Source organism: Dysgonomonas sp. 520, assembly GCF_010501095.1.
Taxonomy (GTDB): Bacteria; Bacteroidota; Bacteroidia; order Bacteroidales; family Dysgonomonadaceae; genus QVMP01.
Genome location: NZ_QVMP01000043.1, coordinates 1 through 9,041, shown reverse-complemented (window position 1 = coordinate 9,041; position 9,041 = coordinate 1). Strand labels below are relative to the sequence as shown.

Here is a 9,041-nt window from a genome sequence, read left to right as displayed (position 1 = left end):
TTATATATAATCAACCTATTACGGTTGAAATTGAAAAATTAACGCATCAGTAGTAATTTTGAAGAATAAGATTTAATATCCATAAGTGAAGAAAGAAGTTATATACTTAGAAGATAAAAACAAATATCTGGATTCAGTTATATCAGAAATCCCCGAAAATGCTATAATCTATAAGAAGATTACAGGAATAGGAGCTACGACACTAGAAATAAAGACAAAACGAAACTCTATTATCATAGAACCGAATACTCCTGTTATTCTAGGAAAGACCGCAAAGCATACGAACTTGTTTGGTGTTTACGAAGGGGTCAGGACTTCTGATATTATAACTTATCTGTTAGACGAAAAGATAACATATAAGAAATTGATGAGTACACCCGAATCTTTTGAGAAGATAAAACGGGCGTTCTATATGACTGATATAAATATGTATGATAATTATTTTTTGCTCTTTGATGAATCTCATAAATTAACAAGTGAAATTGATTATAGAAATACCATAACACAACCAATGCAAGATTTCTGGAAATTTAAGAAGCGTTCTGTAATTTCCGCTACAATTACCAATTTTGCAAATTATCCAATTTTTCGAAAGTCTGGATTCAGGGATATAATGATAGAACCTCGATGGCATCATGCTTTAAATGTTAACTTATATAGTAGTAATAACTTATTGCAAGACATAAAACATTTTTTACAGCATATTCCAAAAGAAAAAGATAATCGGATTTGTTTTTTCATTAACTCGATAGATATTATAGTTTCTATCATTCAAACTTTAAATATAAAAGATATTTCTAACATATATTGTGCGGAAAAGAGTATAGAAAAACTATATAGAAAAGGATTGAACAGTGTTTCGAGTGAATTAACCGAATTGAATCAATACAATTTTTTTACAAGCCGATTCTTTTCAGCCGTTGATATTATTACTGAACACAAACCTCATATTGTTATTGTTTCAGATGCAATCAAAGCACCTCAAACATTGATAGAACCGTTGTTAGAGTCAAGGCAAATTGCAGGAAGGTTTAGAAATGGAATATCTACATTTACTCATATTGCAGGACTTGATAAAAATATTGAAGCCAAGAAATATTCAGAGTTGAAAGAGTATCTGAAAGAGCAACGTAATGCTTATATTCAACTGAAAACAATTTATAATTCAGCAGTTGAACAAGGTGTTAGACAAGTGATGAAAGAAGCACTTGAAAGAGTTGATATAAGTAAGTATATGGAAGAGGATAATTCTTTCAATTACTTCATGACTGAAAATCTATTAGATTCCGAAGCAGCAAAAGCGAAATATAAAACATGGCAAGATTTTATATTATCATATTCGCTAGATGAAGAACTATTTGAAATTGAAAATCAATACAATAATATATACGATTGGGAATCTGAGAAACTTAAAATATCATCTTCGAATAGTAAATTGCTTAGAAAAGAAATCGTTGATACATTTTTTAATCTAGAATTGAACAAAGGTAGTGAAACCGAGGAACAAAAAGTAATTCTTGAAGAGTTAAAACGAAAAGATGAATTTATAGTTGAAATTTGTCAGAATTTTGATAAAGAATTTATTGTTAGAAAGAGGTATAGTAAACAGCAACTAACCTTAGCCTTAATTAAGAAGAAATCGGATGAAAAAAGTTTAAGCTTTCCTGTTATAGAGGCTGTTTTGAAGTCCTTTAAAATAGAAACTGCATATACGGAACAAGAAATAATTAAAAAGTTTGCTCTTATATATAGAGAGTTAGGTCTAAGGAAAGTCATAAAAGCAACAGATATACATAATTATTTTGATGTTTCGGCAAGAAGAAGTATTAAACGAAAAGATAAGTTTCAGAAAGGATATAAATTACTTAAATCCAAGTTTAACGAATTTAGGACATAATATCTTTACACATTAAATTGGGAAATAAAAATTGACTGAAAAATCTAATTATGAATGATAAAGAATTATATAAAACAGAACTAATAACCGACTTCTCGAAGTTTAATGAAATATTAAAGGCTATTATTTATAACTTTGATGATGCTGAAATTCGATATATTGGCGCAACAAAAAATGAAATTCGACTTGTTAATATATCGGAAGTTAGTGCAAAAGGTTCTTTCATATTTACTCAAATGGATGATAAAGCATATTCTCCTATTTATGAGATATATTCATCATATAGAATTTCAGTATCTTCAATTTTATCTATTCAGGTATTGAATAACGACAACAGAAACAAAAGGATAGAGAAACTCAAAGAACTCGTAGAAAAAAGAAAAGTAGATAAAAATTCAATCTATACTCCCACTATGGAAAGAACTTTGTTTAATTCTTACGATACAAATTATTTTGATAATCTATATAAAGAGAATGCTCCTAGAATAGCGCCACTTTATAGCATGGAACAATTTCATATTTTATTTAAAAATGAATTTGAAGGATTGCATACCCGAGAACTTAAAGGCGGTTTTCCACCAATATATAGAAGATTATTTTTTTATTTGCATGAATTTAAAAAATATACTTTCCCAAAGAAACAGGTTAAACTGAAAAATGCTATTATATTGTCATTTATTGATGCTATTTACACACTTTCTGCAATCAAGTATTTCGATAACTATTTTAAACAAATTGCACAGAATAGATATAGTTTTATGACAAAATGTTACGAGAATTTAGGGAAAGAATATATTTTAGAAGTAGATTACTCTGAAACGAAGATGAAACGTACACTAAAAAGAAATATAATGACGAAAGGTGAGTATAAACGTTTCAGCCCACCTGTGCTTAAAGAAATATATTCTAACTTTGCTTCAATGAAGACTGTACCTAATGCAACTATTGTTTGTATACTCAAGATGATTTATAACAGACATTCTATAGAAAAGAAAGTTTTTTTGAAAACTATCGAAGATTATTATATTGTTGATTATAAGATAAAAGACAAAGAGGTAATTTTAAAAAAGCAAATATATTAATCGTTTATTACATAAATAGAATGAAGAACTTATAGAGTTTTCTATAAATATTTCGACTTATTTGTAGTCAAATAATATGAACATTCAAGGCGTTTATACATCTAATCGATTTTTCAAGTTTGTTTTACATTTACTTTTTTGTCAAATCTAAAATGGCTATCTTTGTATAATGATTTTCAGCAACATACAATCTTTTCAAAATACCGTAAATCACTACTCCCGCTTCAAATATTACCTCAAAAACAATCTTCAAAGATAGAATTTAGAGCAAAAACAAATATTTACCACAATATTCTAAAAGCAATATAAATAAGTTGAGCTTATCCGAGCTCTATTTTTTTGCCTAATCTGTAACTTTTTTGTCAGATTATGCCTATATATAGATACTTCTAAATTACAGATACACAAAAAATATAAATAGATAAACCTCAGAAGATTAGATATGATTACATTGTAACAAAAATTAAATTAAGAAAACAAATGATACCATTAAAAATAGAATCAAAAGATGGGTATTTAAACATGAAGGACTTGCCACACAACTGTATCTTTAATAAAGTCACTTGCGGATGTGGAGGGACAACAATAGTATTAGATAATGACCAGAACTATGTCATTGCAGTACCAACAACCGAATTAATATTGAATAAATTGTACCCTGTATATGATTATAACAATAATCCTTATATTTATCAGTCAGATAATAAAGACGCAGGATTAAGTCCTGTTAGAAATCTTTTTGGATTATATGGCACTTTTTCTTTAACTTTAAAAGGAGAACTAAAAAGATATTTACAACAAGATGGAGTTAAAAAGATTATGTGTACTTATGATAAATTACCTTATTTATCTAAATATATAAATACAAAAGGTTATAGGCTGCTAATTGATGAATACCATTCTTTATTAAAGTCTTATGCATTTCGTGACAAAGCTATTAATGGAGTATTTGATTCATTTCAAGATTATAAGTCTTATTGTTTTATGTCAGCAACACCTATACTTCCAGATTATAAACCTAATATTCTCAAAAACACTCCCGTGTATTATGCAGATTGGAAACATGTCGAAAAGTTAAAGATTGTACCTTATAAGACGAATAAACCATATAATGCGATGGCTAATATTATAGAAAAATACAAGAAAGATGGTTATATTATCCGAAATGGAATAAAATCAACGCAAGCTTTTATATTCTTAAATTCTGTTACTGATATAAAATCAATATTAGACCATACGCAGTTAAAAAATAATGAATGCAGAATAATATGCGCAGATAATGACCGAAATAAAGGAGTATTAGAATCATATACTATTTCACGTTCTGTGGATGAACCAAGAATGTTCAATTTTATTACAAGCAAATCATTTGAAGGTGCTGATTACTATTCTAAAGATGGAATATGCTATATTGTAAGCAACGGACATAATAAACATACCTTGCTTGATATTTCAACCGATGTTCCTCAAATTGCGGGACGCATAAGGACACTAGACAATCCATTCAGAAATTTCATAGTTCATATATTCAGCAACTCTTATTCCAAACAGAATATTGATTTTGAAAAAGTAAAAAAATCATTTGAAGAAGAATTAAATATTGCACAGAAAAGAGTTGATTTATATAACGAGAAATTTGATTTTTCGATGAAAAAACAGCAGATTATAGAATTAAAAAAACAAAGTAATTCATGTTATATTACTTATGATAAAGACGCCGATAAATTTATTGTCAATGACATGCTTGTTAAGCATGAACTATACTATTATCGTATACATAATATTATATATAAAGATGGAATATCGTTAAATGCTGCTTATAAGGATAATAACATACAAGCTTCAAAAATAGAGTGGGAGAAAATTGACGAGGATGTTATTTGCAGTTTGATGAAGAAACCCACATTTCAAGAGGTATTTAATAGATATATTGAATTAAAAGATAATGTTTTCTTAATAAATAACACCGAAATAGTAGAAATTGAAAAGAAATACCCATTTATTAAAGATGCATTGAATAAACTAGGAGTAGATACCATCAAATCAATGAAATATATTCAAAAGGATATTAAAGCAAAATTGCTGTCAATGAATCAAGAGAAAAAGTGTGATGATAAGATATTTTTATATTTAAAAGATGAATTTTCATACGGCGTTTTTGTTAAAAGAGATAAGATACTAAAACATCTCAATCAAGCTTCTACGGCTTTGAGTGTTGAGGCGGACATAAAAATAAAAGACTTAAAAAAATGGTTTGATTTTGATGCAGTTAGACAGCGGAACGGAAAAGATGTTATTTATGGCTATATTTTTAAAGCTCCGAAGATAATTTATTCTAAATAAGGGATTTTTAATAAGGGTATGTATATAAATCAAAACCCATACCCTTATTTATATCTAATGGCTTAAAAATCTTCACAATAGATCAATTGCTTTAGATGCATTCTTTTCTTTTTCTATATTTTTCTTCTCGCTTTCTAGTTTCTCAGCAAGTTCTTTTACCTTTGGAATATATGAATATAAATGAATAGAATATCTTTCTCCATCATGTGAAAATAATACAATATCTATTATTTTTTTACCGATATTCCATTTGGCAAGGGTATATTCTGTTCTCCCTGTAGATGGCAGATTGTCAGGAAAATCATTCTTAATTTGTGGCTTGTTATATTTAGTCTCAAGTAATTCATATAGTACTTTGTATTGATTTCGAGCATTATAAGGAGAACCATATAAATCTATAAAGTATAAACCTCCATCGTAGAATTTGGAATTCAAAAGAAAGAATTCGTACTCACCTAATTGATAATTGTGAGAATCTACTATTGTAACATCTTTTAAGAATTTCTTTTCTTCTTGTTTGTACTGCGCTTTATTTATTCCAAACATTATATTGGCAATGGCTTTTTTTTCCTCTATTTTAATAATGCTATCAGGCAATGCCGGAGTTATTTTGCTCACATCTTCGTCTTTAGATCTATTCGTTGTTTTTCTACCGGACATATCTTTAGTTTCAATTTGAATACAAGAAATGAGGCAAAAAGATAGAATAATGAAAAAGATTTTTTTTTCCATAAAAGCGATATTTTTTTCGTTCCAACAAAAGTATATATTTTATAGGGAGTTCTAAAATCTCTTTCTCAAACACTTTGAAATTTCTCTTTTTTTTCTTATATTAGAAAGAGGCAAAACTACATTATTCTTAACATAAAACTTTAAAATCATGATTTTAGAAAAGCTAAGGCAAAAATTTCAATCAAAACAAAAAGTAATTTTTGAGTTCTCTTTTAATTATGCAAAGTCGGCAAATTGCATTGTAAATTTCCAAAACAAGGTAGATAAACTAAACGCTTTATCCAAAGAATTAGATTCTGCTTATAATTCAAACAAAATTAGCAGAAAATTATACAGAGAAGGTATAAAAAAAATGAAAGAAGAAGTTCAATCTATTCAGAAATTATTAGGATACTATGAGGAAGCATTGCTTAAGGCAATAGAAAAAAAAGCTAATACAGAAAATAAACTACATTATTAACCCCCAGACTAACAAATAATAGCTGCAATATGAGTACAACTGATATAGATAAAAGTCTTTTAGATTATATTAAAGGATTAAATACAGAGTTAGATAAACTTGCACAAAAACAATTAACCGCAATTACTGTAACGGGATTATTTGAAAAAGCTCAAGACTCGTTGATGAAAAAAATGAATATGAGTAAAATTGCTGCAAGTGGTTTGGTATATGGTGGTTTGTATCTTCTAACACAAGCAATATCTGGAATAATTAAGAAGTATGAAGAATGGAAACACTTAGAGGACGAACTAAGGCAAACCTCACAATATTTACAAGAGCAAATTGCAACAGAGAAAGTTGAATATGAGCGATTATTCTCTATTCTTAGAAATGCAGAAAAAGGCTCAATTCAATACCAAAAAGCAAAAGATAGTATCATAAGCAAATATGGAGTATACTTAAAGGGACTTAGTCAAGAAATAATTTCTTTACAAGATGTTGAAGGTGCATATAAAGCTATATCGAAAGCTGCTTTACAGTCTGCTAGAGATCGGACAATTGCAGTATCACAAGAAAAAATAAATAATAAATATATTGAGGTTTGGAGCAAGAACGCACCTGAGTTAAAAGAAACTTTACGAAAAAAAGGGTTTAGTGAAGACAATATTAATAAGTATATGAATGACTTATTCAATGGTATAGAGAGCCAAAATGCCGACCCATTATGGACTAAAATGCGTTCCGCTTTATGGAAACAAGATATTGATAATTTATGGGATACTCCATTTAAAGATATACAAAACGCCAGAGTCGATCTGGATAAATCTATGACTCAATTATATGATTTATTTAAAACTCCAGAAGGTGGTGAGTTTTATCAAGAACCTTTGGCTGTAGAGAACATAAGAAAAAACATTGAAGAAGCAGAAAGGATGTCAGATAAGACCTATGAGGAAAGGGTAATAAAAAATCAAAAATTAGCACGACTTAGGACACAATTAAATGAATATCTGACAGATGGTCTGAGTAATACATCTAGTAGCTTATCAGAATATAAGGTTTCATTGGAGGATGCGTTAAAAATAGAAGACAAAGCTATTGTAGAGATGCTACATTTTGAAGCTGAAGTGGAAAAGAAGAAAATAGATAATCAAGAATATTCTTATGAAGAAAGATTGACTTCTCTGACAAAATTTCATGCGTTACAAGCACAGTATATAGGAGAGGATCGTAAATTGCAATTAGCAGAACATGAGCGAAATAACAGACAAAAAGGGGAAAGTGAAAAAGACTATCGTACAAGGCTTGCTATCCAAATTATGTTAATAGAAGAAAAATCTAATCAACAGTTATTGGATTTGGATAAAGAATGCGATGAAAAAGCAAATCAAGTATGGGAAGAATTTGAACGCAAACGTATAGAAAAATATAAAACCAATATTGAGAATGAACTTGCTATTATAAAGAAAGGCTCTGATGAAGAACTTGCTTTAAAAATAAAGCAATTAAAAGAGCAAGAGCGGTTAGAAATAGAGTCTGCGGAGAAGATTGGTACAGATATCTCTATTATTAAAGAGAAATACAGACAACAAGAAGCAAAATTGAAAGAAGACCAACAGACATACCTTGATTCCCAAAGAAAAATAGAATGGGAGAATCAGGTAATGCAAACTCAACTTGATGGTGAAAATACTTTGGCATTAAAAATAGCACAAAAAGCCACTGAAATTGAATGTCTTAGGCAATTGGAAGAAGAGACTGATACTGAATACTTAAATCGAAAACTTAATCTGCAAATGCAATTAGATGAATTAGAAGAGCAATCCAAAACAAAACGTTTAGAGAATCAACAAAAAGTTTTTGACGGATTAAAAGCTGTAGGGGCAGGATTTGAAGATTTCTTCAATGCATGGGCAGAACAAAGTTCTACAATGGCTGGATTTGGCAAAGCAATGGCTTTATTTAATATAGCGATTGCTTCCGCAGAAGCGATTGCAAATGCTACCAAATCAGCAAAAGGTATGACTGCTTTTGACTATATAGCACAAGTTGGAGCAGCTGTGGGGGTTGTATTGTCAAACATAGCTAAAGCAAAAAAGATTATTTCATCAGAAAAAGAACCAAAAGCACCTAAGAGTAGCTCTTCTAACAGCAAGAATAGTTATGCATTAGGAGGTTTAGTACTTGGGGAAGGTTCTGGAACATCTGATAGTATATCAGCATGGTTAAGTAATGGAGAGAGTGTGCTTACTGCAAGAGCTACTTCAATGTTTTCTCCCGTATTGTCTGCTTTTAATCAATTAGGAGGAGGTATGCCTATTCCCTCTGGAAATATATCTGCACAAATAATGGGAGAAGATATGCTTGCTCAAGCATTTAAGAAAGCGATTACAGAAATGCCTAACCCTGTGGTTTCGGTAGAAGAAATCAATAATACCAATAAGCGGATACAGGTACTAGAACGATATAGGTCATTATAATATAGAAGCTATGCGCTTACGGGGCTTGTTTTCCTGTTCCTTCTGTGAAGCAAGTTCCGTAAGAG

The 9,041-nt window shown here is 29.5% G+C and carries 6 protein-coding genes; 5 read left to right on the top strand and 1 reads right to left on the bottom strand.

Annotation, left to right across the window (positions count from 1 at the left end):
* Window positions 1–85: 85 nt before the first annotated feature.
* From D0T56_RS16130 to D0T56_RS16120, 3 genes are all read left to right on the top strand, one after another.
* Window positions 86–1,897 carry a hypothetical protein gene (locus tag D0T56_RS16130; protein WP_163321197.1) on the top strand — a complete coding sequence of 604 codons (1,812 nt, stop codon included), beginning with the start codon at window positions 86–88 and terminating at the stop codon, window positions 1,895–1,897.
* Between the two features lie 50 nt (window positions 1,898–1,947).
* Window positions 1,948–2,979, top strand: coding sequence for a hypothetical protein (locus tag D0T56_RS16125; RefSeq protein WP_163321196.1), 1,032 nt, complete (start codon window positions 1,948–1,950; stop codon window positions 2,977–2,979).
* 480 nt (window positions 2,980–3,459) lie between these two features.
* Complete coding sequence (locus tag D0T56_RS16120) at window positions 3,460–5,322, top strand: hypothetical protein (RefSeq protein ID WP_185153899.1); 1,863 nt, start codon at window positions 3,460–3,462, stop codon at window positions 5,320–5,322.
* A gap of 72 nt (window positions 5,323–5,394) precedes the next feature.
* Here the strand turns inward: D0T56_RS16120 and D0T56_RS16115 are convergent, their stop codons facing one another.
* Window positions 5,395–6,054: a hypothetical protein gene (locus tag D0T56_RS16115; protein ID WP_163321195.1), complete on the bottom strand. Its 660-nt coding sequence runs from the start codon at window positions 6,052–6,054 to the stop codon at window positions 5,395–5,397.
* Between the two features lie 148 nt (window positions 6,055–6,202).
* Between D0T56_RS16115 and D0T56_RS16110 the strand changes: the two genes are divergently transcribed.
* Complete coding sequence (locus tag D0T56_RS16110) at window positions 6,203–6,514, top strand: hypothetical protein (RefSeq protein ID WP_163321194.1); 312 nt, start codon at window positions 6,203–6,205, stop codon at window positions 6,512–6,514.
* Window positions 6,515–6,543: 29 nt separating this feature from the next.
* Window positions 6,544–8,976 carry a hypothetical protein gene (locus tag D0T56_RS16105; RefSeq protein WP_163321193.1) on the top strand — a complete coding sequence of 811 codons (2,433 nt, stop codon included), beginning with the start codon at window positions 6,544–6,546 and terminating at the stop codon, window positions 8,974–8,976.
* The last annotated feature ends 65 nt before the right edge of the window (window positions 8,977–9,041 follow it).

Bases quoted from the DNA above. Each gene is read 5' to 3' on its own strand.
- D0T56_RS16115 (WP_163321195.1), bottom strand. From the start codon at position 6,054: ATGGAAAAAAAAATCTTTTTCATTATTCTATCTTTTTGCCTCATTTCT.
- D0T56_RS16120 (WP_185153899.1), top strand. From the start codon at position 3,460: ATGATACCATTAAAAATAGAATCAAAAGATGGGTATTTAAACATGAAG.
- D0T56_RS16105 (WP_163321193.1), top strand. From the start codon at position 6,544: ATGAGTACAACTGATATAGATAAAAGTCTTTTAGATTATATTAAAGGA.
- D0T56_RS16125 (WP_163321196.1), top strand. From the start codon at position 1,948: ATGAATGATAAAGAATTATATAAAACAGAACTAATAACCGACTTCTCG.
- D0T56_RS16110 (WP_163321194.1), top strand. From the start codon at position 6,203: ATGATTTTAGAAAAGCTAAGGCAAAAATTTCAATCAAAACAAAAAGTA.